General features: G+C 64.9%; 23 protein-coding genes and 2 tRNA genes. 17 read left to right on the forward strand and 8 right to left on the reverse strand.

Features of this window, described 5'->3' with window-relative positions; all coding sequences use genetic code 11:
- Positions 1-72: 72 nt before the first annotated feature.
- The gene (locus tag AC239G_RS12980; RefSeq protein ID WP_062862026.1) at positions 73-444 is read left to right on the forward strand and encodes an ArsR/SmtB family transcription factor; all 372 of its coding nucleotides are present in this window, start codon (positions 73-75) and stop codon (positions 442-444) included.
- Complete coding sequence (locus tag AC239G_RS12985; RefSeq protein WP_487489019.1) at positions 441-2,105, forward strand: SulP family inorganic anion transporter; 1,665 nt, start codon at positions 441-443, stop codon at positions 2,103-2,105. The genes AC239G_RS12980 and AC239G_RS12985 overlap by 4 nt, the downstream gene beginning before the upstream one ends.
- Positions 2,106-2,112: 7 nt before the next feature.
- On the opposite strand, the gene AC239G_RS12990 is transcribed toward AC239G_RS12985, so the two are convergent.
- Positions 2,113-3,033, reverse strand: a complete 921-nt coding sequence (locus tag AC239G_RS12990; RefSeq protein WP_139908507.1) for an SCO6745 family protein — start codon at positions 3,031-3,033, stop codon at positions 2,113-2,115.
- Positions 3,034-3,344: 311 nt separating this feature from the next.
- Between AC239G_RS12990 and AC239G_RS12995 the strand changes: the two genes are divergently transcribed.
- The 7 genes from AC239G_RS12995 to AC239G_RS13025 all read left to right on the forward strand — a co-directional run bounded on the left by AC239G_RS12995 (position 3,345) and on the right by AC239G_RS13025 (position 11,161).
- Entirely contained in the window at positions 3,345-4,340 is a 996-nt protein-coding gene (locus tag AC239G_RS12995; protein WP_487489020.1) for a (Fe-S)-binding protein, read from the forward strand.
- On the forward strand, positions 4,337-5,860 hold the full coding sequence (locus AC239G_RS13000) for a lactate utilization protein B (protein WP_487489021.1): 1,524 nt from the start codon (positions 4,337-4,339) through the stop codon (positions 5,858-5,860). The genes AC239G_RS12995 and AC239G_RS13000 overlap by 4 nt, the downstream gene beginning before the upstream one ends.
- Positions 5,857-6,579: a LutC/YkgG family protein gene (locus AC239G_RS13005; protein WP_487489022.1), complete on the forward strand. Its 723-nt coding sequence runs from the start codon at positions 5,857-5,859 to the stop codon at positions 6,577-6,579. Before AC239G_RS13000 ends, AC239G_RS13005 begins: the two co-directional genes overlap by 4 nt.
- A gap of 91 nt (positions 6,580-6,670) precedes the next feature.
- Entirely contained in the window at positions 6,671-7,405 is a 735-nt protein-coding gene (locus AC239G_RS13010; protein WP_172171152.1) for an LmeA family phospholipid-binding protein, read from the forward strand.
- Between the two features lie 78 nt (positions 7,406-7,483).
- Entirely contained in the window at positions 7,484-8,980 is a 1,497-nt protein-coding gene (locus AC239G_RS13015) for a SulP family inorganic anion transporter (RefSeq protein WP_487490116.1), read from the forward strand.
- 347 nt (positions 8,981-9,327) lie between these two features.
- Positions 9,328-10,668, forward strand: a complete 1,341-nt coding sequence (gene nhaA / locus AC239G_RS13020) for a Na+/H+ antiporter NhaA (RefSeq protein ID WP_487489023.1) — start codon at positions 9,328-9,330, stop codon at positions 10,666-10,668.
- 139 nt (positions 10,669-10,807) lie between these two features.
- Positions 10,808-11,161, forward strand: coding sequence for an antitoxin (locus tag AC239G_RS13025; protein ID WP_172171146.1), 354 nt, complete (start codon positions 10,808-10,810; stop codon positions 11,159-11,161).
- Positions 11,162-11,300: 139 nt separating this feature from the next.
- Here the strand turns inward: AC239G_RS13025 and AC239G_RS13030 are convergent, their stop codons facing one another.
- Together AC239G_RS13030 and AC239G_RS13035 are read right to left on the reverse strand one after the other, a co-directional pair.
- Positions 11,301-12,035, reverse strand: a complete 735-nt coding sequence (locus AC239G_RS13030) for a hypothetical protein (protein WP_139468910.1) — start codon at positions 12,033-12,035, stop codon at positions 11,301-11,303.
- The gene (locus tag AC239G_RS13035; protein WP_139468911.1) at positions 12,035-12,904 is read right to left on the reverse strand and encodes a hypothetical protein; all 870 of its coding nucleotides are present in this window, start codon (positions 12,902-12,904) and stop codon (positions 12,035-12,037) included. Before AC239G_RS13035 ends, AC239G_RS13030 begins: the two co-directional genes overlap by 1 nt.
- A gap of 248 nt (positions 12,905-13,152) precedes the next feature.
- Here AC239G_RS13035 and AC239G_RS13040 point away from each other — a divergent pair, with 248 nt between their 5' ends.
- Positions 13,153-14,484, forward strand: coding sequence for a glutaminase (locus AC239G_RS13040; RefSeq protein WP_139908515.1), 1,332 nt, complete (start codon positions 13,153-13,155; stop codon positions 14,482-14,484).
- 155 nt (positions 14,485-14,639) lie between these two features.
- Positions 14,640-15,458, forward strand: a complete 819-nt coding sequence (locus tag AC239G_RS13045; protein WP_487489024.1) for a siderophore-interacting protein — start codon at positions 14,640-14,642, stop codon at positions 15,456-15,458.
- 95 nt (positions 15,459-15,553) lie between these two features.
- Here the strand turns inward: AC239G_RS13045 and AC239G_RS13050 are convergent, their stop codons facing one another.
- The 4 genes from AC239G_RS13050 to AC239G_RS13065 form a co-directional block, all read right to left on the reverse strand.
- On the reverse strand, positions 15,554-17,755 hold the full coding sequence (locus tag AC239G_RS13050; RefSeq protein WP_487489025.1) for a choice-of-anchor I family protein: 2,202 nt from the start codon (positions 17,753-17,755) through the stop codon (positions 15,554-15,556).
- Positions 17,756-17,978: 223 nt separating this feature from the next.
- Positions 17,979-18,896, reverse strand: coding sequence for a dihydrodipicolinate synthase family protein (locus tag AC239G_RS13055; RefSeq protein ID WP_487489026.1), 918 nt, complete (start codon positions 18,894-18,896; stop codon positions 17,979-17,981).
- Positions 18,897-19,004: 108 nt separating this feature from the next.
- Positions 19,005-19,850: a ribokinase gene (locus AC239G_RS13060; RefSeq protein WP_487489027.1), complete on the reverse strand. Its 846-nt coding sequence runs from the start codon at positions 19,848-19,850 to the stop codon at positions 19,005-19,007.
- Between the two features lie 148 nt (positions 19,851-19,998).
- Positions 19,999-20,071 (reverse strand) — tRNA-His (locus AC239G_RS13065).
- Between the two features lie 227 nt (positions 20,072-20,298).
- On the opposite strand from AC239G_RS13065, the gene AC239G_RS13070 reads away from it, so the two are divergent.
- From AC239G_RS13070 to AC239G_RS13095, 6 genes are all read left to right on the forward strand, one after another.
- Positions 20,299-21,984, forward strand: a complete 1,686-nt coding sequence (locus tag AC239G_RS13070) for a hypothetical protein (RefSeq protein ID WP_487489028.1) — start codon at positions 20,299-20,301, stop codon at positions 21,982-21,984.
- Positions 21,985-22,115: 131 nt separating this feature from the next.
- Positions 22,116-23,756: a hypothetical protein gene (locus tag AC239G_RS13075; protein ID WP_487489029.1), complete on the forward strand. Its 1,641-nt coding sequence runs from the start codon at positions 22,116-22,118 to the stop codon at positions 23,754-23,756.
- A 6-nt stretch (positions 23,757-23,762) separates the two neighbouring features.
- On the forward strand, positions 23,763-24,485 hold the full coding sequence (locus AC239G_RS13080) for an ASCH domain-containing protein (protein WP_376906753.1): 723 nt from the start codon (positions 23,763-23,765) through the stop codon (positions 24,483-24,485).
- Positions 24,486-24,581: 96 nt separating this feature from the next.
- Positions 24,582-24,866 (forward strand): DUF3618 domain-containing protein, encoded by a 285-nt coding sequence (locus tag AC239G_RS13085; protein WP_062862037.1) that lies wholly within the window; start codon positions 24,582-24,584, stop codon positions 24,864-24,866.
- Complete coding sequence (locus tag AC239G_RS13090) at positions 24,859-25,179, forward strand: GroES family chaperonin (protein WP_039209700.1); 321 nt, start codon at positions 24,859-24,861, stop codon at positions 25,177-25,179. The genes AC239G_RS13085 and AC239G_RS13090 overlap by 8 nt, the downstream gene beginning before the upstream one ends.
- A 204-nt stretch (positions 25,180-25,383) precedes the next feature.
- A tRNA-Lys gene (locus AC239G_RS13095) sits at positions 25,384-25,456 on the forward strand.
- Between the two features lie 228 nt (positions 25,457-25,684).
- Here AC239G_RS13095 and AC239G_RS13100 read toward each other — a convergent pair.
- Positions 25,685-26,323 (reverse strand): GntR family transcriptional regulator, encoded by a 639-nt coding sequence (locus AC239G_RS13100; protein WP_139908521.1) that lies wholly within the window; start codon positions 26,321-26,323, stop codon positions 25,685-25,687.
- Positions 26,324-26,471 lie beyond the last annotated feature (148 nt).

Genomic DNA, 26,471 nt, shown 5'->3' on the forward strand with positions numbered 1-26,471 from the left:
TGCGGAACCGGGCTGTTCATTCTCTGAGACCAGCCGGATCTGAACCCGAGCGTTCGATATGATGGTTTCATCATGCCATTGAATCAGCTTCAGCGACCCCTGTACGAGGTCAAGGCGAACCTCTTCAAGGGCCTCGCCCATCCCTTCCGCATCCGCATCCTCGAGCTCCTCTCCGGCAACGACGAGGTCAGCGTGGCCGATCTGCAGGCCGAGACCGCGCTCGAGGCCTCGCACCTCTCGCAGCATCTCGCAGTGCTGCGGCGCCACCGTCTCGTCGAATCCGAACGTCGGGCCAGCCATGTCTACTACCGTCTGGCCGACCGGCGCACCGCAGAGCTGCTCGCGGTGGCCAGGAGCCTGCTGCTGACGATGCTCGAAGACGATGAGCAGCGACTCGCCGAAGCCCGTTCGCTGCCGAAGATCCCGGGCGCTGATACGGCATGAGCCCGACATCTCCGCTGCGCAGCACCCGATCTCTGCTGCCGTCGGTCGCCGACTACCGTGAGACCCGCCGCTCCTGGCCGAAGGACCTCCTCGCCGGCGCCACTGTCGGCATCGTCGCCCTGCCCCTGGCTCTGGGCTTCGGAGTCAGCTCCGGGCTCACTGCCGAACAGGGACTCATCACCGCAATCGTCGCAGGCTTCCTTGCCGCGGTCTTCGGCGGATCCCACCTGCAGATCTCCGGTCCCACCGGTGCCATGGCCGTCGTCCTCGTGCCGATCGTCGCCAGCCACGGCGCCGAGGCCGTCATCGCCGTCACCTTCATCGCCGGACTCATCGTCGTCGTGGCCGGACTGCTGCGGCTCGGCCGGACGGTGTCCTTCATCCCCTGGCCGGTGATCGAAGGCTTCACCGTCGGCATCGCTGCGATCATCTTCCTCCAACAGGTGCCGTTCGTGACGACCCCCGATGATCTGGCTCCGGGCGAGGTGAGCACGAATGCCTTCGCCGCCGCCGTGCAGCTCGTTTCGTCGGCGGACTGGTCGTATCTGCCCTACTCCCTGGGTGCGGTCTCGATCGTCGCCGTCTGCATGCTGCTGGCTCCGAAGTTCCATGAGTCGATCCCCGGATCATTGGTCGGCATCATCGTCGTCACCGTGCTCGCCGGAATCGTGCCCAATCCCCTGGCCACGATCGAAGAGATCCCCCAGTCGCTGCCGACCCCCAGCCTGCCGGTCGTCGACCCGGCCTCCCTGCCGTCACTGCTGCCGGCGGCGGGCACGATCGCCGCGCTCGCGGCCATTGAGTCGCTGCTTTCGGCCAGGGTCGCCTCGTCGATGTCCGACGCCGGCGCCTACCAGCCTGACCGTGAGCTCGTCGGCCAGGGCGTCGCCTCGATCGGATCGTCGCTGTTCGGCGGCATCCCTGCCACCGGTGCCATCGCCCGCACCTCCGTGAACATCCGTGCCGGCGGTCGCACGCGCCTGGCCTCGATCGTCCACGCGGCCGTGCTGCTGCTCATCGTGCTGGTGGCTGCGGGACCGGTGAGTCGGATTCCGCTGGCGGCCCTCGGCGGAGTCCTCTTCGTCACGGCGGTCCGGATGGTCGATCTCAAGACGATGCGGTCGATTCTGCGCTCGACGAAGTCCGATGCCTTCGGGTTCGTCATCACTGCGCTCATCACCATCTCATTCGACCTCATCGTCGCCGTGGGCATCGGCGTCGTCGTTGCCGCGGTCTTCGCTTTGCGGAAGCTGTCGTCGATCACCTCGGTGCGCATCGAACGAATCTCGGAATCAGAGTCCGAGTATCCGGGTGATGAGAGGATCGCCATCGTCCATTTCCACGGACCGCTGTTCTTCGCCTCGGCCGATCGCATCTCGGATGAGGTTCTGGGGCTGCGGGGAGTCGAGGTCGTCGTGCTGCGCATGTCGCAGCTCGAACTCGTCGACGCCACCGGCGCACACATCCTCACCGATATGGTCACAGCCTTCGAACGCCGCGGGATCACGGTGCTCATCAAGGGCGTCAGAGACAGCCAGGCCGGACTGTTCGAACAGGTCGGGGTGCTCGCCGCACTGCGTCACCACAAGCACCTCTTCGATGAGCTTCCGGCTGCCCTCGCCCATGCCCGCTCGCATGTGGAGCGGGCGCGGCAGAGCTGATCGTGTCTCAGCCGGCCTTCTTCTCGGGACGGGCGAAGATGTTCGACGGGAAGGCACCTGACTTCGCAATGACGCGCAGCAGGTCACGGCTCGGCGAAAGCAGAGATTCGATCGTCTGATCGTCAAGCACCGACCACGCGGCTGCAACGGTACCGTCGGTGAGGGCTTCGACCTGCTCCTTCAGGTCACGTCCCGCCTCGGTGATGGTGGGGAGGTCGTGCCCGCGTTCATCCTTGTCCACGGTGATCAGCCCCGCCTCGGCGAGCCTGGACTGCGCGGTCTGCCATTCCTCATCCGTGTAGCCGCGTGTCTTCTGTGCCGCTCGCGGACGGAACCCGGCACCGGTCGCGACGTCGAGCATGAGGGCGTCGATTCCGGGCACACCGGCGGTGACGAGGGAGGCGACATGGCCGTCGCCGCGGAATTCGCGGGCCACGGTCGCCACGTCCCACATCTTCTCGAATGCGGTGGCCGCCTGGTGGCCGCCGATGACGTCGGCGGTGGCTGCGGCCAGGGTGCGGCCGGAGAAGTCCATGGCGGCGAGCACGGGTGCCAGCGTCTCCGTCACTTGGGTGGCCGCCTCGGTGAGCAGGGCGATGTCATCACGGTCACCGAAGAGTTCGGCCATGTACGCGCCCACTGCGTCGAAGCGGGCCTGGACCATCTGCTCCGGGCTCACCGTCTCCCACAGGCGCGGCAGCATTCCGGCGACGAAATTCGGGGAATAGTTGTAGTACGCGGCGGACACGACTCCGGGATTCACCCGTCCCAGCGGAGCCGAACGGGCGGCCATATTGCCTTCGACACCGGGTTCGAGTCCGTACTTGGCGTACTCGGCGCCGACCGTCTGCGAGAAGTAGATCGACGAGTGGAAGGAGTTGATGCGGGCCGAGACCGTTCTGATGTTCTGTGTGCGCTGGGAATCCATATCGTCATCCTATGGGCGGTCTCCTCCCAGGTAAATGGGTCTGCGCGTGCGTCGCTGCCCGCACCGACCGGCGCAGGTCAATAGCGCAGTCTCATAGGTCCTAAATCGCTTTCCCCCTCCCCCGAGGCGGCCGGACTCCCGCGTCGATCCTCGCACCGGCGCGCCCGTCCGGTCGCGCACATTTGCCGCGTCAGGACCCGGTGCTACGGTCTGAGCATGGAGTGACACGGACCGTTTGCGACCACGGCATCGTCCCGGTCGGAAGCCGATCCCGCCAACCGCATCAGCACAGCGTCCGGCTTGGAGGTCAGATGAGGATCGCACTGTTCGCCACCTGCATCGTCGATGCGATGTATCCCGAGGTTGCGCAGGCAACCGTGAGAATTCTGCGCCGACTCGGCCATGATGTGATCTTCCCCGAAGGCCAGTCGTGCTGTGGGCAGATGCACATCAACTCCGGCAAGTTCGCGCAGGCCGAACCGGTCATCGCCAATCACCTCCGCGCCTTCACGAGCACCGAATGGGATGTCGCCGTCGCCCCGTCCGCTTCATGCGTGGCCTCGCTCGGCCACCAGCAGCCGATGGTCGCCACCCGGGTGGGCAATGATGCCCTGGCTTCCGAGGCCGCCGAGGTGGCCGGCCGCACCTATGAGCTCACCCAGTTCCTCACCGACGTCCAAGGCGTCACGGATGCCGCGGCCGATCTCGGTTCCTATTTCCCGCACCGTGTGACGTATCACCCGTCGTGCCACGGAATGCGGCTGCTGCGCCTCGGCGATCGACAGTCCTCCCTCGTCCGGTCCGTCGAGGGCATCGACTTCGTCGAACTGCCTCTGGCCGATTCCTGCTGCGGGTTCGGCGGCACTTTCTCCGTGAAGAACCCGGAGGTGTCCTCGGCGATGCTCGCCGACAAGGTGCGCACGATCCAGGCGACCGAAGCCGATGTCTGCACCGGCGGCGATGCCTCCTGTCTGCTGCACATCGGCGGGGGCATGTCACGGTTCGAACGCACCGGAAGCTTCGACGGCGCCCCGGACGTCACCGCCGTCCACGTCAAGGAGACGAGTTCGACCGATGAGCGGGGGCACACGACCGAGACGCTGACGACGGTCGTCGGTGCCGACGATGACGACCACCTCACCCCAGGCCATCGGGGCACCTCTCCGGCCGAACCAAGCCGCACCCAATCCGGGTTCCGCGTCGGTCAAGCCGCGGTCCATCTGGCCCGGATCCTCGCGTCGACGAAGGAGGACCCGCTGCGGGTGCCGAGCGAAGGAGCAGAAGTGAGCGGAGGGAGCCTGCGATGACCTTTCTGGGAATGCCGCTGCTGCCGTCGAAGCGACGCAGCGATCTGCCCGGCGGGCAGGGCAACATCATCGAAGCCGAGGCCTTTCCCGAGGTCTCGCACGAGCATCTGAGCAACCAGCAGCTGCGCAACAACATAGGCCACGCCACCTCGACGATTCGGTCCAAGCGCGCCGAGGTCGTCTCCGAGCTCGACGACTGGGAAGCCCTGCGCGACGCCGGTGAGGCCACGAAGAACGAAGTGATGGAGAACCTGCCCGAGTATCTCGCGCAGTTCGAAGAGGCATTCACCGCCGCCGGCGGCATCATCCACTGGGCCCGCGACGCCGATGAGGCCAATGCCATCGTCGCCGAACTCGTCGAGGACAATGCGCCGGTGCTCGAGACAGGCCGCCGTGAGGTCATCAAGGTCAAGTCGATGGCCACCCAGGAGATCGGTCTCAACGAGCACCTCGAGGCCGAAGGCATCGATGCGTTCGAGACGGATCTGGCCGAGCTCATCGTCCAGCTCGGCGAGGACAAACCCAGCCACATCCTCGTTCCCGCCATCCACCGCAACCGGGATGAGATCCGTGAGATCTTCATGGACAAGATGCCCGACGCCGGGGAGCTGACGAACGAACCGGCCGTCCTCGCCGAGGCGGCCCGCCGACACCTGCGCCACAAATTCCTCACCACGAAGGTCGCGATCTCCGGAGCGAACTTCGGTATCGCGGAGACCGGCACCCTCGGAGTGGTCGAGTCCGAGGGCAACGGGCGCATGTGCCTGACCCTGCCGGAGACGCTCATCACCGTCATGGGCATCGAGAAGCTGCTGCCGAGGTTCGCCGATCTCGAGGTGTTCCTGCAGCTGCTGCCGCGCTCGTCCACGGGGGAGCGGATGAACCCCTACACCTCGTTCTGGACGGGGAAGTCCGAGGGAGACGGTCCGCAGAACGTCCATCTCGTTCTTCTCGACAACGGACGCACACGGGCCCTGGCCGATGAGCACGGACGTACGGCGCTCAACTGCATCCGCTGCTCGGCATGCATGAACGTCTGCCCCGTCTACGAACGCACCGGCGGCCACGCCTACGGCTCGACCTATCCGGGACCGATCGGAGCGATCCTGTCCCCGCTGCTCACGGGAGTCGAAGAACAGGGCAACGGTTCTCTGCCGTACGCGTCGAGCCTGTGCGGCGCCTGCTACGACGTGTGCCCTGTGAAGATCAACATCCCGGAGATCCTCGTCCATCTGCGGGGCGAAGATGTCAAAGCCAACCACTCCCCTGTGTCCTCCCAACTCGACGCCGCCCTCACCGGCGCGTCATGGATGATGGGAGACGGGAAGCGGATGGCCGCTGCGGTGAGGGGACTGCCTCTCGCGCACAAGGTCACCGGCGGTGAGCAGATCAACGCTCTGCCCGGAATCGCCGGCGCCTGGACATCGAGCCGGGACATCCCGGCCCTGCCCAAGAAGAGCTTCCGACAGCTGTGGGCCGAAGAGGAAGCGAACGACCGCGACGAGGAGGGACAGCGATGACCGATACCGCCCGCGAGGAGATCCTCGCCCGCATCAGCGAAGCACTCGGTCGCCGCGGCGGCGGGGAATACGTGTCGTCGTCTCCGCGGACGGCGGTACCGGGCACCGGCGGCACGGCACATGCCGAATCCGGTGGGGTCGCCTCGGCGAACACTGCCGCCACGGCCGCCGACGCCGGATACCACCATGAGGGCACACACACGGGTGAGGCCCTCGTCGAGCTGCTCATCGACCGCCTCGTCGACTACAAAGCCAACGTCCACCGCGCCGACGGCGACCCGAGCACGACGATCGCCGAACTCATCGGCGACCATTCCTCGGTCGTCGTCCCCCGCGGCCTCGACTCGTCCTGGCTGGCGGGGTATTCCGGTGGGGTGCGGGTCGATGCTCCGGGTGAGGAACTCAGCGTCGACGAACTCGACGCTCAGGGGGCGGTGGTGACCGCCTCGGCGGTGGCGATCGCGCAGACGGGCACCATCGTCCTCGACGGATCGGACGAGTGCGGACGGAGGGCGATCACGCTCGTGCCCGACCATCACGTGTGCATCGTCCGGACGGACGACATCGTCGACATCGTCCCCGAGGGAATCTCCCGGCTCGACGCGCACGCACCGCTGACGTTCATCTCCGGGCCCTCGGCCACGAGCGACATCGAGCTCAGCCGGGTCGAAGGAGTCCACGGACCGCGCACCCTCGACGTCATCATCCTCAGCAGTTGAGCTCAGCGAGGACCTTCGACTCGGCCGAGCCGGCGAGCGCACTCGGACCGGCGAATGCGAACGGACCGGCGAGTGCGGAACAATGGAGCCCATGACCACGGCGCAGACCCTTCAGTACCCGCGGCCGGATGACCGACCTCGACGTCGCAGTCGGCGGACGACGTTCATCGTCTCCGCGGTCGTCATCGTCCTCACCCTCATCATCGGCAGTGTCGCGGCCGACCGCATCGTCGACTACACCACGGAGCAGCGCATCGCCGACGGACTTGCCGACTACGGTGAAGCCGAGGTCTCCGTCGAAGGCTTCCCCATCCTCACGCAGCTGGCTTCCAGAGAACTGAACACGGTGCATGTCACCGCCGATGAGGCCACCTATGAGGGCGTCGACTTCACCGATGTCGATGCGAAGCTCTATGACGTTCCCACCGGCGGGTCGAAGCCGATCGGCACCGTCGACGGCACTGCGGTGCTCCCCCACTCGACCCTCGACGAACTCGCCGCCGAACATGCGAACCTGCCCGAGGGGATGTCGTTCACGACCGTCGACGGCGAACTCTTCCTCAAGGGGTCGATGCTCGGTCAGGATCTGCTTGTGGGCATCGACCCGAAGGCCGACGGCAGGCGGGCCGTCGTCGACGCGACGACGATCAAACTGGGTTCGGCGGAGTTCTCCCTCGATCGCCTGCCTGGATTCCTCACCTCGGAGATCTCCGATATCGTCATCGATCTCGACTTCCTGCCCGCCGGACTCGAACTCACCGACATCACCGCCACCGACTCGGGACTGCAAGTCCGCCTCCACGGTTCCGGCGTCAGCCTGCAGTGACCCGCTGGGACCCCGGGCGGCCGTGGTCGGGTCGGGCCGCCTCGGCGATCGGGTAATGTTCCGGTCGTGACGACTCCCATTCCCGCCGAGACCGCCGACGATGCCCGCCGCTACCGCCCCGATCCGACCGTCCTCACCGCACTGACCTCACCGAGGCTGCTCACCCGTGAGGTCCTGGCCGGACTCGTCGTGGGGCTCGCCCTCATCCCCGAGGCGATCGCGTTCTCGATCATCGCCGGAGTCGATCCGAAGGTCGGGCTGTTCTCCGCATTCATCATGGCCACCTCGATCGCGTTCCTCGGCGGGCGCCCGGCCATGATCTCCGCGGCGACGGGAGCCGTCGCGCTCGTCATCGCCCCCGTCGCCCGCGAGCACGGGATGGACATGTTCATCGCCACCGTCATGCTCGCCGGTGTGTTCCAGATCCTGCTGGCCGTGGCCGGAGTCGCGAAGCTCATCCGGTTCATCCCCCGCAGCGTGATGGTCGGGTTCGTCAACGCCCTGTCGATCCTCGTCTTCGCAGCACAGGTCCCCCACGTCATCGGAGTGCCGTGGATGGTCTACCCTCTGCTGACCATCGCCATCGTCGTGCTCGTGTTCATGCCGAAGCTGACGAAGATCGTACCGGCACCGCTGATCACGATCGTGATCATCACCGGCATCGTCGTCGTGTTCGCCGTCGATGTCCCTACTGTCAGCGACCAGGGCGAGCTGCCGCGCAGTCTGCCCGAACTCTTCATCCCGCATGTGCCGCTGACCTGGCAGACCTTTACGACGATCGCCCCTTACTCGCTAGCCATGGCACTGGTCGGGCTGATGGAGTCGCTCATGACGGCGAAGCTCGTCGACGAGATCACCGACACGCACTCGAACAAGACCCGTGAGTCCTGGGGTCAAGGGGCTGCGAACATGATCTCCGGCCTCTTCGGCGGGATGGGCGGCTGCGCGATGATCGGGCAGACGATGATCAATGTCCGCGCTTCGGGGGCGAGGACTCGGATCTCGACGTTCATGGCCGGAGCGTTCCTGCTCATCTTCGTCGTCGTGCTCGGCGACATCGTCGGCATGATCCCGATGGTCGCACTCGCTGCCATCATGATGATGGTCTGCGTCGACACCTTCGACTGGCATTCCATCCGTCCCTCGACGCTTAAGATGCTGCCGAAGTCCGAGACTTTCGTCATGATCGCCACCGTCGCCGTCGTCGTCACCACCGGCAACCTCGCCATCGGCGTTGTTGTCGGAGTGTTCGTGGCCAGTGTGCTCTTCGTTCGGAGGGTCGCCCACTTCGTCACCGTCGAGCGCACGGTCACCGAGGCGGTCGCCCGGTATGTGGTCCGCGGCGAGCTCTTCTTCGCCTCCTCGAATGACCTGACCACTCAATTCCGATACACACATGATCCCGATCAGGTCGTCATCGATATGACGGAATCGCATGTCTGGGATGCGTCGACAGTGGCCGCCCTCGATGCGATCGTGACGAAGTACGAGGCGCTGGGCACGAACGTGGAGATCACCGGAATGAATGCGTATACCGAGACTCTGCATACGCGACTCTCCGGCGGGCTGGGATAACTGCCCGGTGAAGTCGGGCAGGCGCGCGATCCGCTGAGGTAGACTGTCCGCAATGTCACAGTCAGCCCCGGATGCCGCTTTCCGCCCGAAAGTGTGGGTTCTTCCGCACTCGGGCACCAACGGCTACATCACTTCGTGGGGCGAAATGCAGTCGGGCACACAGCCGTTCGGACGCGGAGATCTTCCGCCCCGACCCCTGGTGTGATCTTCCGACAGAGTTCATCGTCCGAGCCGACGACGTCCGCTCGATTCACGTACGTACGCTCAGCGTCGACGAACTGAGCACAGTCTGCACATCCACTCTTCGGGTCGAACCCTTTTCTCTGCCGACCACGAACGGGATCACTGTGACCACCACTTCTGCAACCGCTTCACCACTCGCCTCACCGACCCCTCTGGGACAGCGCTTGTTCCAGGCGCTCCGCAGCGACACCGTCGGCGGCGCCCTTCTCCTCGTCGCCGCAGCTGCCGCTCTGATCTGGGCGAACTCACCGGCGTCGGCCGGATACTTCGCACTCCGCGATATCGAGTTCGGTTACGAACCGTGGCATCTGCGGCTGAGCATCGGGCAATGGGCCGCCGACGGACTGCTCGCAATCTTCTTCTTCCTCGTCGGTATCGAGCTCAAGGCGGAATTCACCCGCGGTGACCTGCGTCGGCTCCGCACCGCCGTCGTCCCGATCACTGCGGCGGCCGGCGGCGTCCTCGTCCCCGCCCTCATCTGTGCGGCGTTTCTGCTCACCCGCCCGGAGCTCCTGCGCGGCTGGGCGATCCCCACCGCGACAGACATCGCCTTCGCCGTCGCCGTCCTTGCGATCGTCGGCTCCCATCTGCCGAAAGCGCTGCGCCTCTTCCTGCTGACCCTGGCCGCAGTCGACGATCTGCTGGCGATCGCGATCATCGCGATCTTCTATACCGAGTCCATCGCGGTTCTCCCCCTTGTCGCGGCGCTCGGAATCGTCATCGTCTACGGGCTCATCGCGAGCCGTTTCCGTCGCTTCTTCGTCGACCGTACCTGGGCCTCGTGGGTCATCCTCCTGCCCCTCGGACTCACCGCCTGGGCGTTCATGCACGCCTCCGGCGTCCACGCGACCATCGCCGGAGTGCTACTGGGCTTCACGATCCCCGCCGTCGTCGGTCGTGGTTCGAACCGCGCGATCGGCACCGACCACGGTGCCTCCAGCGACCTCGATCCGGATGCCGACAGTAGGTCCGGAATCGACCTCGCCGAGGCGCTCGAACACCGCCTTCGACCGCTGTCGGCCGGTTTCGCCGTCCCGGTCTTCGCATTCTTCGCCGCCGGCGTCGATATCGGCGGAACCCACGGTCTAGCCTCGGCGTTCTCCCACCCGTTGACCTACGGGATCGTGACGGCACTGATCGTGGGCAAGCCTGTCGGCATCCTCGTCTCCACCTGGTTGGTCACCCGGTTCACCGGTGGGTTGAATCCCAGTCTGCGTTGGGCCGACCTCACCGGCATCGGGCTGCTTGCCGGCATCGGCTTCACCGTCTCGCTCCTCGTCGCCGAGCTCAGCTTCACCGCCGGTTCGGTCGAACACGATGTGGCGAAGGTCGCCGTTCTCAGTGCCTCTCTGTTCTCGGCGGCACTCGCCGCGCTCATCCTCACCGTCCGAAATGCCCAGCACCGTCGCCGGTCTCAGGCGCACCATCGACGGTCGCAGGTGTGAACGAGCTCGGTGACCAGCGAATCCGCACCGGGCGATTGCCAGTTCCGTCACAGACAGCCGCACTAGGCTTCGAATCGTCCGTGTTCATCCCCACGATCAGCATCGACAGTGTAATCGACCAACTGAGAAGGACCGTGCCATGGCATTCGACAAATTCCTCGACAAGGCCAAGAACCTCGCCAACGATCCCAAGATCAAGGACAAGCTCAATTCTGACAAAGCTGAGAAGGTCACCGACTCGGTCCTCGACAAGGCCGCCGGTGTCGCTGACTCCCTGACCGGAGGCAAGCACTCGGACAAGATCAAGAAGGCCCGGGACGCCGCCGACAATGCCATCGGCAATGACCGTGATCAGACCGGTGGAGCGAATCGCAGCGACGATCAGCCCGGCGGTGCGAACCGCGGCGACGACGTTCGTGGGAACGATGTCCGCGGAGATGATCGTGGCGACAACGGTCTCGACGGCGGCAACGGACCTGCCGGAAACCGCTGATCATCTGCGTCACCTGATCGAGCCCCTGCCGACTGCGGCAGGGGCTCGATCTCTGTTCGGCGGTCTTAAGCGGACGCAGCGGTGCTGCTGACGGTGCGGCCAGCAGGGTCAGATATGCGACTGTGCAGACAATCCTGGCTCAGGAATCGATGTCCGGGGCCGGCACACCCTTCGGATCGGCGTCGATCGTGATCCGCACTGCGTCGATGACAGCACGATCGTGCAGGAGATCCTCGGCCGGTACAGTCCACGAGTCCCCCGTCTTCTCTCCGCATGACTCGCCACGGGGAGAGAAGACCTCACAGTCGACGGCAGAGATCGGTGCCGCGGACTCGATGACGAGGTCTCCTCGGTCCAAGGGACGGACATACACGACGACGCCATTGCCCTGATCGCCGTTCATGTCTGCTGCAGGCACCGCTGCCCCCGCCACCTCGTAGTTGAGGACCCCTCGATGAGCTCCTGCAGTGAGCCTGTCTGTGGAGAATCCGATATCGACGGAATGCAACTCTTCCTCGATAGTCGCCTCGGCGGGAGCCGAATCGATGGTTCCCTGCGGATTCGAATAGCGCGCACGCAGGTACGGCGGCAGCAGAGACTCGGAGTCGGGCAGGCGGAATCCGTCATGGATGTCACCACCGAATCCCCATGCTGTCTCCAGCGCCAGCTCGAGTTTCGTATCCATCCGCACCGAGTAGCTGCCATCGGCGGCGATGCTGACCGTGTGCTCAGCAGTCTTGTCTCGCAGCGGGTTCGGCGCTGCATCCACTCCGCCGGGCGCTGCGATCACAGTCGTGATCACCGCAGTCACGGCGAGCGCCGCCATAATGGAGAAAGCTCCCCGGGTTCCGAATCCTCTCTTCGTCTCGCTCATCACTGCCTCTCCTCTGCAGGGATCGGGGATACTGTCATTCCCGTGGGAGGAGTGAAGGCGATGATTTCATGACTGTCCGTCAGGGACTCCCGCCAGACCATATGGGTTCCGTCTTCGACCGCGTCGCCGCTGTTGATCGCATCGCTGTCATCGACTCGCGAGAATGCCTCAGCGTCACACCCGTCACCAAGATCGAAGTCGACGTTGTCGGCCGGACAGTACACCGGCCCGTCGGTGTCGATGTCCAAAGTGTGCGTCGTCGGTGTGCGCTGACCATTCCCGATCACGGGGACGGGCACGGCGAAGAATTCCTCGCCGGCCACGGTGATGAACACGTCGTCAAGGACGTATTCGAGCTCGACGACATGACGGCCTTCGCTCCACGGCACGGCCTTTCCGTCGGAATCCTGCGGGGTGAACTCGAAGAGAACCCGCGGGTGGTCGAAGCCCTCCTGCTTCGTCTCTTCGACGTCGATGTGCAGCTCTCCGAGGGACTTCGGTGAGTCCTGAGTCGAATCGTCGGCTGTGCTCAGCTCGACTGCTCTCAGCGCCGACGGCTTCGGCATCATCGCCAGCCTGTTGCCGGTCCGCGGATCACTGCCCACGCCGACATCACTGATCCACAGACCGACCGGTTTTCCGCCTTCAGGCGGGCTCTCGAAGATCAGCCTTTGGCGGATCTGCACGGTGCCGTCTCTGTGCGGGTCCACCTCGGTGATGGTTTCCTGCGGGGTCAGCGCATGTTCGGGCAGGCTTTTGGTCTCAGGGTGGGGAGCCGAGTACCGCAGCACCAGCGCGATCACGATCACGCCGATGACGGCGACAGTGAACGCGATGCCGATGAGGAGGAGCAGCTTGGGGCGGGTCATGACTTCACACTATGGCCGGGTCCCGTCACAGGAGCTGCACAGTCGGTGCCAGACCTGGAACAATCGCTGGGTGCGGCGCTGAAACTGTGCCGCTGAGTGCGTCATCGAAGTACCTCCGCACCGGCCCCGTTCGGCCGAACCGGTGGCTCTGCTGCCGACGATCGGCAGCCGGCGGAGGAGTGTGTGAGAATGGCAGTCTGCGTCAAGCTACGCTGTGCCCACCGACCACGACTGCAGCAGGAGGTGCCATGCGATCGCCTATCCCGGATTTCCTCGATGAGACGCTCGACCGATTCCGACCGGATCGGTCCGGCGAGAATGCGGACTATATCCCGGACCTCGCCTCAGCGGATCCGGAGAAGCTCGCGATCTGCATCTCCACCCTCGACGGCGTCGAGTACACCTCCGGCGATGCCGACTATGAGTTCTCGATCCAGTCGATGTCGAAGCCCTTCATCTACGGCCTCGCCCTCGAGCAGGAGGGCCTGGCCGGGGTCCTCGAGATGGTCGGCGTCGAACCCAGCGGTGAGAAGTTCAACGAGCTCTCCCTGGACAAGAAGTCGGGTCGGCCGCTCAACCCGATGATCAACGCCGGGGCCATGACTATTCACTCCATCCTCGGCGATCCGGGTGCAAGCTTGGCCGAACGCACGGAGATCGTGCGCGCCGGACTCTCTCGCTTCGCCGGCCGAGAGCTGTCGATCGACGAATCGGTGGCCGACGGCGAATGGCGGGAAGCCTACCGCAACGTCGCCATCGCGAACATGCTCCGGTCCTACGACATCTTCTATGACGACCCCGACGAGGTGGTCCGCGGCTATATCGAACAGTGCGCGATCACCGTCACCGTCAAGGACCTCGCCATCATGGCCTCGACGCTGGCCGGCGGCGGCATCAACCCGCTGACCGGCGAACAGGTGCTCTCCCCCAGGGTCAATCGGCAGGTGCTCGCAGTCATGATGACCTGCGGCATGTACGACGCGGCCGGCGACTGGATGACAGAGATCGGGATCCCCGCCAAGAGCGGAGTCTCCGGCGGTGTCTTCGGTGTCATGCCCGGTCAGGTCGGCATCGCCACGTTCTCTCCGCGGCTGGACAGGCACGGCACGAGCGTCCGCGGAGCGAAGATCTTCCAGGACCTCTCAGATCGGCTGAGCCTGCACATCATGGATGCTCCGGAACCGGCCCGCTCGATCATCCGCCGCGACCGTCGCTTCGTCGACTCTGAGGGCAAAATGGTCCGCATCTGCAGCCTGCAGGGACTCATCCAGTGGAGCGGTTCGGAGAACGTCCTGCGCACGATGGACGAACCCGGTTCCACCACGAACACCTTCGTCCTCGACCTGCGCCGCGTCAACGAGATCAACTCCGTCGCCCGGAGCATGCTCACCGAGGCGCTGTCACGAATGAAGGACGATGGGATCCGCGTTGTCCTGCTCGACCCCGACGACATGATGCAGTGCAAAGGACCGAACTCCGCCCTTCCAGGTGTGCAGATCCTCGATTCGCTCAAATCGGTCAAAGGACTCAAACGCATCCGCGACGATCGTCGCCGGGAGATGGCCGACCGCTCCAACTGACGGCAGCGATGGGCCCGCCCTCTGGGCTCGGGGCCAGTGGGTGGTCGACAGAGATTTGATAAGGTGAGCCTTACTGAACCCCTGCGCCGAGGCGGCTCCACACTTCAAGGCCGACCGTGAGCTTCCAGGGGCACCCCGTTTGAGAAAGGCCGCCTGTGACGACCGCACCCAACACCCCCGAACGCACCGCACGACCCGTCCGCCAGCAGGCTGTTCTCACCGTGCTCGAGACGACCGAAGTCAGCCCGCACCTGGTGCGGATCCGCCTCGGCGGGGACACCTTCGACAACATCGATTCGAACGATGCGACCGACAAGTACGTCAAGCTCCTCTTCGCCGATCCGGCACACGGGCTCGTCCCGCCCTACGACCTGACGAAGCTGCGCGAGCAATCCCCCGAGAAGCTGCCGAGTCGCCGTACCTACACGGTGCGCGAGATCAACCTGGACGAGAAGTGGCTGAGCATCGACTTCGTCATCCACGACGATGACGGAATCGCCGGACCGTGGGCGAAGAGCGCGAAGCCGGGAGACACGATGGTCCTCTCCGGCGCGGGCGGCAAGTACGCCCCTGCCGCCGAGTCCGACTGGCACCTGCTCATCGCCGACCATTCCGCGATCCCCGCGGTGAGTTCGGCCATCGAGGCCATGCCCACCGGAGCCACCGGGGTCGTCCTGGCCTATGTCGCCGACGACGCCGATCGCGTTCTGCCCGAGGCGCCGGAAGGCGTCGAGGTGAGATGGGTGGACTCGGACGACGAGCTCATTGCCGCAGTTGAGGGGCTCGAGTGGCGTGCGGGCACTCCGCAGGTCTTCGCCCACGGCGAGCGCGAGACGATCAAGGCGATCCGCAAGATCCTCAAGGACCGCGAAGTGCCGCGGGAGTCGCTGTCGATCTCGGCGTATTGGGCCCGCGGCCGTGCCGAGGACCAGTTCCAGGCCGAGAAGCGCGAGCCCATCGGCCAGATCGACTGATTTCCCTGCCTGGTCACAGCGACCGCTCAGGTCGCCGTCGACCGCTCGAGTTGTCGCCGACCGCTCACGCCATAGGGTGAGCGATCGGCTGGGGTTCAGCTGCGACGGCGGGCGAAGAAGTAGGCCGCTGTGCCGATGGCGATGAGACCGACAGCGATGCCGCCGAGGATGAGGTACTGACCGAGGTCGGCACCGGTGCGCGGCAGCGGGTCACCGTCACCGTCGCTGGATGCTTCGGAACCGTCTGCACTCGAGCCAGCTTCGCTATCCGACTCCGCCCCGTCAGCAACCGCACCGTCAGCGCGCGAATCCGCTTCGCTGCCCGCATCGGCCCGAGCGCTGTCGTTCGCACCCGACTCGGAGTCGGACTCGCTGCCGGCCGCGTCGACCTGAGCATCCTCGGTCGCGTTGTCGTCGGCACCCGCGTTGTCGTCTGCGCCGGCGTCCTGATCTGTCCCGGCGTTCTCATCGGCGCCCGCGTTGTCGTCTGCGCCGGCTTCCTGATCAGTACCGGCCTTCTCATCGGCACCAGCATCCTCGTCAGTCCCGGCGTTCTCATCGTCGCCGTCGTCTCCACCGTTCGCGAGATCGGCCACCGAGTAGAGACTTGTCGTTCCCGAGACCTCATTGCCGACGACGAGCGCAGCCTCACCCGTCGGCGACTCATCGGAGCCGAGGAACGTAATGCCCTCCGGTCCGAGGTCTCCGGCGCTCGCGAGCAGCGCAGCAGGATCCGAGGCATCTTCGATCTCGTCCTCGACGGAGACCGAGAAGGCCCGATTGTTGAAGTAGGTCGCGAACTTCGGGGCGCTCGGGTCGCTGAGGTCGAAGGCCGCTATTCCGCCGATGCGTTCGAAGCCGACGAACGCGTAGGTCGTCTCCCCCACCTCGCCGATGGTCAGCGCCTCGGGCTCTGGGCCCTTGTCGTCGCTGCGTCCTTCGAGGTTCGACTCGGAATGGTTGGAGTTGAAGAACTCGGGCACCGCCTCGGCGGTCAGCTTCTCGAACTCGTCCCCGGAATCGGCGACGAGCTTCCCGTCGGTGGTCCACACGGAGAATGAGCGGGCGCCGAAAGCCACGAGCTCCTCATAGCAGTCGCCGGCGTCGTTGAGACCCAGATCGGTGATGATGTTCAGCCGTCCGAGGTCCGCGTCGCCGAGTCTGTCAGCCAGCGGCGAGGTCTCGCACACCGGTGCGAGGCCGTCCTCGCCGAGGTCCTTGACCCTGGCCGCATCGACGAAGTCGCCCCACTCACGGGAGTCGCCCTCGTTCGCGGTCACGAGGTAATCGGTGCCGCCGGAGGTGAACGTCGAGATCGTATCGGGCATATAGGCGCCCTTGAGCCCCTCGTATTCCGTGATGTTCACGGTCGGAGCATCCTCGGGATCCCGGTCCGACGCATCGAGTCCGTTGCCTGCCTGGCCATGATCTTTGAGGCCCAACGGGAGGATCTCCTCGACCGAAGCCGAGGCGATATCGACGACCGCGATCGCGTTCGCTTCCTGCAGGGTCGCGTAGGCCTTGTCACCGGCGACAGTGATGTACTCGGGTTCGAGGTTGCGGGAGATCGGGTGGTCCTCTTCGGGGGTGGGACCGAAGATCCGCACATCCTCGGGCAGTGTCTTCGCTCCGCCGTCCTCGAACTCGTGGAAGTCCGCGGTGTGCACGTCCGAGTCCGACGGCGCGGCCACCTCGGCGGGGAGATCGATGACGGACACCGAGCCTTCGGGGTCGGTCGAGAAATCATCGGCCGGTTCGCCCTCGTTCGCGACCAGGGCATGGCTGCCGTCCGGAGTGACGGTGACCATGTCGGGCAGGGACCCGACGGGAACCTCGCCGAGGATGTCCGCCTCGGGGTCGTTCGCGTCGAAGAACATCACGGTGCCCGGCTGCGTCTTGTCATCGTCCTCGAGGGCGATGACGCCCAGGCCGTCCTCACGGATGGAGATCGAGTTCGCGACCCCGGTGCCCTTAATCTCGGAGACCTTCTGCGGGTTGGTCGGGTCGGAGGAGTCGATGACGTCCACGGTGGCCGCCTGGGCGTTGACGGTGAAGACCGTATCGCCGTGGACGGCGGTGATCTCGGCGGCGGACTCGTCGAACTGTCCGGTCTCGTGGGACCCGAGGAAGCCCATCTCGATCTGTGCGTCCGAGGCCGAGGAGCTGATCGGATCGTCCACTTCCGCGGCGTGAGCGGTGCTCGTGCCTGGCGCCGTGCCGCCGACGGTGAAACCGGTGGCCAACAGGAGGGCGGCCGCCTGGGCCGTGAGCGTCTTCGCGGACAGTGGGATCGGCATCGGTTCTCCGGGATCGATTGGGCGTCGCGGGCCGACTGAACCCGCAAACACCTATTCATAGGCACCCAGAATGGACCGGCTCCGAACCGCAGATGGACGGATGGTGAACACACTCAGCGACTGCTTCGGTTAACGTCGACCGCTCACGACCATCCTGGCAAATAGGGTATACAGTGAGCGCTCGGCGCTGAGGCGAGCGGTCGGTGAGGTCGCCAGGGAGAGCTCAGCCGAGATCGAGGTTCTCGGCCACCTCGGCGACCTTGCGCTTCGCTGCCGCATCGAGGTCACGCACCGGCAGAGGCAGGGTGTCTGCACCCACGAGTCCGAGATGTTCGGCGATGGCGGCGGTCACGCGCAGGCTTCCGCCGAATTCGGTGAACAGATCCCACAGCGGCTGCAGCTCGGCCGAGAGTTCGCGGGCGAGCTGTGCATTGCCGAGTTCCGCGGCCCGCGTGATCTCGAGCATCGGCTCGGGGATGGTGCCGCCGACTGCCGTGTACCAGGCATCACAGCCGGCGATGAGGCCCGCGGCACCATGGGCATCGCCGGAGATGCCGATCGTCACCTCGTTGCCGATGGCCGCACGGATCTCGCCGATGCGCTCGTCCCATCCGGCGGGCGAGGCCGGTGTTCCGGGGATCTTGATCGAGGCCACACCGTCGAGCCCGGCCAGTCGTGAATAGAGTTCGGTGGTGAACGTGAAGTGCGTGGTGCCGGGGTTGTCGTAGACGACGACGGGCAGATCGGTGGACTCGGTGACGCTGCGGAAGAGTGCGAACACCTCGTCATCGGTCAGCGGCTGATAGCTCACCGGTGCCAGCAGCAGCCCCTGCGCTCCGGCAGCTTCGGCGGAGGCGACATTGGCCAGAACGTCTCTCGTCCGCAGTGCACCGACTCCGATGAAGACGGGGATGTCGAGGGCGGATTCGACGCTCAGTTGCGCCACCCGGGCGCGTTCGTCGGTGTCGAGGTAAGCATACGAACCGGTCGATCCGAGCGCCGTGATCGAGTCGACTCCGGCAAGCACGAGACGTTCGATGAGCCCGATGAAGGCATCCTCGTCGAGGGAATCGTCCTTCAGCGGGGTCAGCGGAAAGGCACTCAGCCCGGTGAACAGGGACGGGTCGGGGGTGTTCGTCAATGATCCTCCTCGGGTGGACGCGGGCCACCGATGGCGCGAACCTCGGGTGGCCGCGACGAAACGCGGTCGGCAGCAGCGGATGGGCCCGCTTGCGTTCAGTCTGCCAGGTCAGTCGAGAGTAGGCAGGTACATCTCGAACCGATCGAACTCCAATTGTGCTGAGGCGACCTCCACGGCCGCCGCACCGACGGCGTTGGCAGCCCGCAGCGCGCGCTCCGGTTTGAGTCCGCTGGTCAGGCCGATGGTCAGCGCCGCGCAGTAGGCGTCTCCGGCACCGACGGTGCTCACGGGATTTGCGGGGACCGCCTCGGCGAAGGCGATCTGCTCACCTCTCTGCAGCAGTGCCGACCCTTCCGCCCCGTAGGTGACGGCCACGAGCTTCGCGTTCTGCAGCTGCGGCAGCTGGGAGTACTCGTATTCGTTGACGATGATGAGGTCGGCACGGTCGACCACCTCGGCGGGCAGTTGAAGGGCGGGAGCCGCATTGACGGCGAGGAACCCGGGCACATGGTTCGCGAGCTCGACGATGAGATCGAGGGAGATCTCGAGTTGAGTGAGCACGGCCTCGTCGGCCCGGAATTCGATACCGTCGAGGCTGACCTCGGCATTCGCTCCTTCGCAGACGGCGATCTGATTCTCACCGTGGGCGTCGACCATGATGAGCGCGGTCCCGGTCTCGGCGGTCGCCTCGGCGATGTCATCGGTATCCACCCCGGCGGCGCGGAGGGCCTCGAGCATTGCCCTGCCGTCGGAGTCTGGGCCGACCGCACCGATCATGCGGGTCCGCGCACCGAGGCGTGCGGCAGCGGCGGCCTGGTTCGCCCCCTTACCGCCGGGAGAACGGGACAGTCTGCATCCTCCCACGGTCTCGCCGGCGGCGGGAAGTCGGGAAGTGGTGGCGGTGATATCGGCGTTGATGCTGCCGACGACCGTCAGGGAGCAGTCGATGGTCATGACCCCATTATCGACGATCGAAAGAGGGCGGATCGACGACGATTGTCGGCGATCGGAATCGGGCGGGTGTTGGCAAAACGTGGGCACACAGCGAACATGAGAGAAGCCCCGCGATCCATCTGCACAGATCACGGGGCTTCCCGATCGGGGTGAGTAACGGGACTTGAACCCGCGACATCCGCGACCACAACGCGGCGCTCTACCAGCTGAGCTATACCCACCACATGCGCTGCGCCTTCAGGCGCAGACAGCAAGATACATCTTAACCGCACCCGCCTGACCCGGGCAAACCAGAACCGCCCCATCGGCCCGATGAGACGCAGATCTCATTACATGCAACGATTCAGTAGCGATCTATAACGGTTTCGGAAAACTGGTAGGAGCGACCCTCGACATTCATTAGTATTGACTCGGCCCTGTCCTCGATAGCTGTCAAGGAACCCTGTACATGCCTCGTGCGTTGATCTCCGTCTCTGATGACGGGTTCACCTACACCACCCTCAACGGGGCGACGAGTCGCTATTCGGACACCGGACAGGCCATCTCCTACCTCGGCGACTATGCCAAGGAGACCGCGACTCCCCTGACCGTGACGATCGACGACGGTACGAAGACGACCGAGATCGGCATCGATGTGAATGGCCGAGTCGGGGCGGTTCCCAAATACAACACCGGCGCCGAGGAGGTCGCGGACGAATCATCGACCGCTTCGTCCGCGCATGGTTCGGCTGAGACGGCCGGACAACCGGACGACGCCGACCAGAACACAGGCGGCGAGAACACGAACGGCCAGAGCACACACGGCCAGTCCGCCAGCGGGCAGAACGGCTTCGCAGCCTATGACGACTCATCAGGGTCGAACGGCGACAGCTACCCGATGGGCACTCCGTTCTCCGGACCGGCCGCACCGGCCACGCCGACAGTGAAGAAGACACCAGTGCGCAAACGGTCGACACGCAACCGTCCGCAGCGACTGAAGAAGATCACCATCCCAGGACTCGTGCTCATCGGTCTGGCGATCCTTATGATCGGCGCCTTCGTCGTTCCCAATATCGTCCCCATCGACTCCCCCGATACCCCGCAGACGATCGGTTCGGAGCAGCAGGTCAACCCCGCCTCCGAACTCTCCGTCGACAATACCCAGGACATAGTTCCCAGCTACGACAACTCCCCCACGTGGGAAGCCGAGGTGCCCAAGCGCGCCTCGGTGACAGCCTCCGATCGCGGCGTGCTCCTCGTCAACGACAACCGCCTCGAAGTCCTCGACGCCGACACCGGCAAGACCCGGTACAAAGCCAAGATCGATCAGTCCCCGACCTTTGCCGTCGATACCGTCATCGACGGCCGCCCGGCCCTGCTGTGGCAGTCGGGCAATACCGCCGAGGCGCTCTTCGACGGGGAATCGAAGCCGAAGACCTACCAGTTGCCGGAGAAAGCCCGCATCACCTCCGCAGGCAAGAGCGTGCTCATCAAGTCGGGCAACAAGCTCTCGACCTTCGGCGCCGAAGGCCTGGAAGACGTGCCCACCCCGCAGGCCGGCTCGACACCGATGGCCATCGACGATGATGAGATCTTCAGTTCGGACTGGAACGGTCCGGTCACAGCGAAGAACATCAAGTCCGGCGACGAACGCAGCATCAAGCTCGAAAGCCCCGGCGACGAACTGAAGATCATCGACTGGATCTCCGCTGGCCACGGCAAGGCGATCACGTTGTGGGGCGAACAGGGCGCTTCGACGAACTCGGGTCACAGGATCCAGCTCGTCGTGCACTCCCTCGACGACGGGTCGATCCTCTCGACCGTGACGACGACGACCGACATCGTCGGCGAGAAGTCCTGGGTGCGCGGGCAGGCCGGAGAACGCGCCTACATCGGTCCGTATCTCTTCGACCTGGAGACGGGTCTGCTGCTGATGGACGTCTCCAGCCGTGATATCCATCTCTCCGAACCGCGCGGATCCATCGTGCCCTGCACGATGGACACGAGCACCTCGTGCCTGCTCGCCGGCAAACAGGCGTTCAAGACCGACACCGACCTGCTGGCGGTCGTCGACAAGGGCAACGAGGCCCTGGTGCTCGGTGACGACTCGACCGTTCGCGCATATCCGAAGAAGTCAGAGACGCAGGATCGCTGATTCCGCGCCACGGCGAAACACGCCTACGGCTTTAACACATCTGGCCGAGACATTAAGATAGTGCCCGATGTGTCTGAACGTCATGTCCCCTTGACCCAATGAAGTCGGAATCCCCACCGCGAAGGAACGTAGTGCCAGTCTCACACAGGTTCAGCCGCAGAGCCGCCGCAATCGGCGCCGCGCTTGCCCTGGCAGCACTACCCATCTCGGCGACGTTCACACCTGCATTCGCGCAGCCGAGTCCGACCCCCACAGCCGAAGCCAGTTCGAACGCGGAGGCAGGTGCTTCCGCCGGAGCAGATTCCGATTCCGGCGATGACGCTGGTTCGACAGCCGACGGCACCGACGGTGCCGACGCCGATTCGAGCAGCGCCGACAACGGCGTGACCGAAGTCGAAGCCGCAAAAGAGGGGGACACCGATCCGGATCCCGATCCCGAATATGACGAAGCCTGTGCACCTCCTGAAGAGGGCGACCCGGTGCCGGGCACCAACGGACCGTGCAAAGTGGCGGAGCCGCTGGAAGCCGAATGGCACCCAACATCCAAAACGATGACGGTGGCCGAACCGGCCGGCAAGCCTGAAACCTTGCCGGAGAGCTGGGTCGGAAAGCCGTTCAAGGCCCCGAAACAGGCAATGAAGCGCATTCCGGCACAGTCGTCCGCTGACCACGACACTGGTTCGGCCGAGAACGGTTCGGGCACCGATGACAGCGGTCAGTCCGTTGCCGAAGCGACCGCACGGGCCTCTATCCCGGATACTGTTAAGTTCAACGAAGACGGGGTGATCGTCGACGCCGACGGTTCCGGTCCAGTGAAGTTCGAGAACTTTGATGCCCTTGAGGGGCCCGACCCTGCCTGGACGTTCGCGCTCAACGACGATGGCCAGATCGCCGTGGCCGATGGGCAGCCCTACCCGGACGACGAGGACGGGGCCGATGCCTCCAGCGACCCGGACGGTTCCACTTCAGACGATTCGGAAAACGGCAACAATGATGGGTCGGAGGACAACGACCCCACTCCGGCGGCGGATGGGTCGACCTCATCCGACGGCGCCACTGCCGACGGTGGCGAAAAGACTGCCGGCGAAGACGGCGCCACCTCCGACGACGGCTCTGCGAACGACCGCGGGGCCAGCAAGGACGGGTCGTCTGCGGACAGCGACACCTCAAAGGACAGTGACACCTCGACCGACGGCGGCTCCTCGTCGGATTCGGGATCGAAGGACCGCGCGAACACCTCGGGTGACAAGGACTCCGACGGCCGAGAATCTGACGCCGACACCGGCTCAGGCTCGGACGGCTCACGCGGCAGCGATTCCGACAGGTCGGGCTCCGATTCGGACTCCGGCGACGATGACGAGAAGGAATCGGACAAGGATGGTTCCGGCTCGTCGATCGGAGCCTCTGATGCCGACGGCACCACCCCGGACCCGTCGAACGGCAACGGCTCCCCCGATGATGAACGCGAGACCATTCCCGGCAATGCCGGTGATGAATGGCTGCCCGGGGATGACGAGGATACCGAAACCCCTGACTACTCGGACCCTGTGCCTCGCAACCCCGACGAGCCTGCGCCCAAAGACGATACGGACCTCATCACGGGTGGCGATCAGCCGTCCCCGCGAGCCAACCAGAATCCGGCGACCTCGTTCGGCGAATCCATCATCTCCACGATCGTCAGCTCCTGGCCCATCTTCGTCCTCGCCGCCTCCGGTATGGCCGCAGTCGGGTTCATCATCTACCTCATGGGACGCCGCGGAAAACAGGAGTGAGGCCGCGTGGACCTCTTCGACTCCGAACTGCGAGTCATCGCCGCTGCCGAGCAGCTCGTTAGCGGACTCGGCAGCGATGACAACCACACCGTTGCCGCTGCCGCGATGGACGCCTCCGGTCGCATCCATACCGGCGTCAACGTCTTTCACTTCACCGGCGGACCCTGCGCGGAACTCGTCGTGATCGGTGCCGCCGCGACAGCGAACGCCGGACCCCTGGTCACGATCGCAGCGGTTGGCGACCGGAACCGCGGTGTGCTGGCCCCGTGCGGACGCTGCCGTCAGGTCATCCTCGACCTCCATCCTGATGCGCTCGTCGTCGTACCCGACAACACCACTGGCCAGACGTCGATCGCCCCGATCCCCGCCCTGCTCCCCCACTCCTACCGACATCCGGATTCTGATCCCAAACGGCTGCTGAGGTTCCACGCTAGATACTTCGAGGCCGTCGCGGACGGGACGAAGACGCTGACGGTGCGGTGGAACGAAGGCCACCGCACGGGTCCGGCTCTGGCGCACTTCGAGAACACCGCGCATGGCACGCTCCCCGTGGAAGTCGCCTCGGTGATGGTGAAGCGACTCGACGAACTGCGACCTGAGGATCTCGACCTCACCCGCCCGAGTGGATTGGAGCGGTATATCGCCAATCTCCGCGGGCACTACCCGACCATGCCCGCGGACGCGAGCGTCGAGATCGTAAGATTCCGTCGAACCGCGGCCGATATCTGACACTCACAGTGCCCAGCCGCTAAGCTGGACAGCGAAGCACTGTGGCACAAGGTCACAGACGCAGCAAAGCATTCTCGACCGGGAGGACTCGACCCGATGACTGACAACGTCTACACCTCAGATGTGACCGTCGACCAGGCGACAACCGCGCAGCTCGCGGAGTCGATCCGACTGCGCGAGGAGCGCATCGCCGAGAACATCGACGAGCTCGTCGGCCGCATCCACCCAAAGGTGCTGGCGACGCGCGCCGTCAACAAGGCGAAGTCCGAGGTCGTCGAGGAAGACGGCTCCCCCAAGCCCGAAATCATCGCACTCGGTGCCGGTGCCGTCCTCGGTGTGGCCGCCCTCATCGTCGGACTCTCCGGTCGCAAGCGTGGCTGATGCCGCACTACCGATCCGGATGCTCCATGACCGGATCCTGCTCGAACCCAGCGCGGAAGCCGGGGAACGCAAATCCTCGGCGGGCATCGTCATTCCCGCCACCGCCAGCATGGGCAGACGCCTCGTGTGGGGCAAGGTCGTAGCGGCCGGCCCGCACGTGAGGCAGGCCAACCTCGGCGACACCGTCCTCTACGATCCCGAGGAACTCGCCGAGGTGGAGCTCGAGGGACGCGCGTATGTGCTGTTGCGCGAACGCGACGTCCACGCGATCTCCGAACCGGCCGAACAGTCGAGTTCCGGAATGTATCTCTGAAGTGCCTCCGGGAATCGAGGACGAATCCGGTGCGGTGGAGGGACTATTGATCAGTGGGTTCCGGGTCGCCGGATTCGCGGGCAAAGGGACTCTGACCAGGGGCTTGCGACCTTCATCACAAAACTGAATATGGGCCGATCTCGGTTTGCATGATCGGTCGACACCTGAGTATTATTAATTCTCGTTGCACAGCATGTGCGGCAAGCACCTCTAGCTCAATTGGCAGAGCAACTGACTCTTAATCAGTGGGTTCCGGGTTCAAGTCCCGGGGGGTGCACAGCATAGAGAGAACCGCCTTCGACTTCGGTCGGAGGCGGTTCTTTCGCATTCACACCATCTGCCGGTGGGGTTCTGTTTCCGGCGAGGAGCATTCGCCTGCGGGATTTGCCAATAGCCCAACTGGGGGTGAGCAGCCCAAGTTTGAAACTGGGCTGCTCACCTCGGAGTGAGCTATTGCGGGATTCCGGCCGGGCCGCTCATGGCATACGGCTTGCCGCCCCGCGGCTCAGTCCTGGCCGGCGCGGGCGTAGGCGCCGAGCACCTGGCGCTCGGAATCACCGAGGTAGGCGCCGAGGATCTTCGCCGCAGCCACCGGCCCCTCCGTGCGGTAGATCTCGACGACTTCCTTGTTGCGGCCGATGAACGGCGCATGGAGGAAGTCGAGGACCTCGACCTTGAGGAATGCCAACCGCAGCTCGGCGAGCACATTGGAGAACGACTGCATCAGCCGCCTGCTGTCCGAGAGCGAGACTACGGCATTGTGGAACTCCATGTTCGCCGTGCCGACCTCCAGCCAGTTCTCTTCGGCAGCGAACTTCTCGGCGGCTTCGACGGCCGCCTCCATCCTCACGGCGTTCGGGTGATTGCGCGGAGCGTGCTCGAGCACCGAGCACTCGACATGATGGCGCACCCGGTAGATGTCGACGACATCGGCGGTGCTCGGTGACGCCACTGAGACGCCTCGGTGCGGGATATGCGTGACCAGGCCCTGCTCCCCGAGGACCCGGAACGCCTCACGCAGAGTATTGCGCGAAACATCGAATTCCTTCGCCAGCGCGGTTTCGGACAGCCGCTCACCGGGGCGCAGCTCTCCAGCGATGAGGCGGTCAGTGAGCCTGTTGACCAGGGACGAATCGTGATTCACCTCTCCATCCTACTGAAACAGCACCCCGAACTCCCATCCGTCCGTCGACAAAGCGACGAAGAAAAGTGTGACCCCCGTCTATGTTTGTTGAACAATGAGTGCTAGATTGTTTACCACTTCACGTGTGCCAGGACACAGACATCGCTGT

It is taken from the genome of Brevibacterium sp. Lmc1, assembly GCF_057654315.1.

Bases quoted from the DNA above. Each gene is read 5' to 3' on its own strand.
- AC239G_RS12980 (WP_062862026.1), top strand. From the start codon at position 73: ATGCCATTGAATCAGCTTCAGCGACCCCTGTACGAGGTCAAGGCGAAC.
- AC239G_RS13000 (WP_487489021.1), top strand. From the start codon at position 4,337: ATGACCTTTCTGGGAATGCCGCTGCTGCCGTCGAAGCGACGCAGCGAT.
- AC239G_RS13010 (WP_172171152.1), top strand. From the start codon at position 6,671: ATGACCACGGCGCAGACCCTTCAGTACCCGCGGCCGGATGACCGACCT.
- AC239G_RS13025 (WP_172171146.1), top strand. From the start codon at position 10,808: ATGGCATTCGACAAATTCCTCGACAAGGCCAAGAACCTCGCCAACGAT.
- AC239G_RS13070 (WP_487489028.1), top strand. From the start codon at position 20,299: ATGCCTCGTGCGTTGATCTCCGTCTCTGATGACGGGTTCACCTACACC.
- AC239G_RS12995 (WP_487489020.1), top strand. From the start codon at position 3,345: ATGAGGATCGCACTGTTCGCCACCTGCATCGTCGATGCGATGTATCCC.
- AC239G_RS13005 (WP_487489022.1), top strand. From the start codon at position 5,857: ATGACCGATACCGCCCGCGAGGAGATCCTCGCCCGCATCAGCGAAGCA.
- AC239G_RS13050 (WP_487489025.1), bottom strand. From the start codon at position 17,755: ATGCCGATCCCACTGTCCGCGAAGACGCTCACGGCCCAGGCGGCCGCC.
- AC239G_RS12990 (WP_139908507.1), bottom strand. From the start codon at position 3,033: ATGGATTCCCAGCGCACACAGAACATCAGAACGGTCTCGGCCCGCATC.
- AC239G_RS13085 (WP_062862037.1), top strand. From the start codon at position 24,582: ATGACTGACAACGTCTACACCTCAGATGTGACCGTCGACCAGGCGACA.
- AC239G_RS12985 (WP_487489019.1), top strand. From the start codon at position 441: ATGAGCCCGACATCTCCGCTGCGCAGCACCCGATCTCTGCTGCCGTCG.
- AC239G_RS13030 (WP_139468910.1), bottom strand. From the start codon at position 12,035: ATGAGCGAGACGAAGAGAGGATTCGGAACCCGGGGAGCTTTCTCCATT.
- AC239G_RS13035 (WP_139468911.1), bottom strand. From the start codon at position 12,904: ATGACCCGCCCCAAGCTGCTCCTCCTCATCGGCATCGCGTTCACTGTC.
- AC239G_RS13060 (WP_487489027.1), bottom strand. From the start codon at position 19,850: ATGACCATCGACTGCTCCCTGACGGTCGTCGGCAGCATCAACGCCGAT.
- AC239G_RS13040 (WP_139908515.1), top strand. From the start codon at position 13,153: ATGCGATCGCCTATCCCGGATTTCCTCGATGAGACGCTCGACCGATTC.